Genomic DNA, 1,211 nt, shown 5'->3' with positions numbered 1-1,211 from the left:
TATCTTCAAGGAATGCAAAATGGTAAAGCATCAAAAACTCATAAAATAATTAATAGTATAAGCAGAGGTATTAACCCATATGCAAACTATGATGAATATTTAAAGGTTGGAGCAAATCCAGAATTAAGATTTATAGTATCAAATACTACAGAAGCCGGAATAGCTTTTGAAGAAAACGATAAACTTGAAGGTGGATGCCAAAAAAGCTATCCAGGTAAATTAACAGCTCTTTTATACAATAGATTTAAAGCTTTCAATGGGGCTAGTGATAAAGGTTTAATAATAATACCATGTGAGCTTATTGATAGAAATGGTGAAAAACTAAAGGAAATAGTATTAAAATATGCTGAAATTTGGAACTTAGGACAAGATTTTATTAACTGGATAAATGAAGCTAACACATTCTGCTGCAGCTTAGTAGATAGAATTGTACCAGGATATCCAAGAGATACAATAGATGAAGTAAGAGCAGAATTAGGATATGATGATAACCTAGTTGATGTAGGTGAAGTATTCCACTTATGGGTAATTGAAGGACCACAATCAATAAAAAATGAATTACCAATAGAAAAAGCAGGATTAAATATCAAAGTTGTTGATGATATGACACCTTATAGAACTAGAAAAGTAAGAATATTAAATGGACCACATACAGCAATGGTACCAGTAGCATATCTTTATGGATTAGATACAGTAGGAGAATCAGTAGATCACGAAGTAATAGGAAAATATGTACATGAAGTAATTTATGATGAAATAATTCCAACACTAGATTTACCTCATGAAGAATTAGTAGAATTTGCAGATGCAATAATTGAAAGATTCCAAAATCCATATGTAAAACATTACTTAATGAGTATTGCATTAAATTCAATGTCTAAATATAAAACAAGAGATTTACCAAGTTTAACAGAATACTTAAAGAGAAAAGGAGAACTTCCTAAGAAATTAGTATTCTCTCTTGCAGCATTAATTGAATTCTATAAAGGAAAAAGAGGAACAGAAGATATTAACCTTTCAGATGATGAAGATATCTTAGAATTATACAAAAACGTATGGGCAAATTATGATGGAAGCACTGAAGGCTTAAAGAAAGTTGTTACAACAGTACTTGGATACGAAAAGAACTGGGGAAGCGATTTAAATAAAATAGCAGGTTTAACCGACAAGGTTACTGAATACTTAGCAATAATTGAAAAAGCAGGTATGAA

The 1,211-nt window shown here is 30.5% G+C and carries 1 protein-coding gene; it reads left to right on the top strand.

Going from position 1 to position 1,211, the window contains the following annotated elements; genetic code table 11:
- The coding region (locus CLOBL_RS27205) for a tagaturonate reductase (RefSeq protein ID WP_077861840.1) at nt 1–1,211 on the top strand (1,211 nt) is incomplete at both ends.

It is taken from the genome of Clostridium sp. BL-8 (assembly GCF_002006495.1).
Taxonomy (GTDB): domain Bacteria; phylum Bacillota; class Clostridia; order Clostridiales; family Clostridiaceae; genus Clostridium.
Note: the sequence above shows the minus strand (reverse complement) of the source record. Positions and strands in the feature narration are given on the sequence as shown.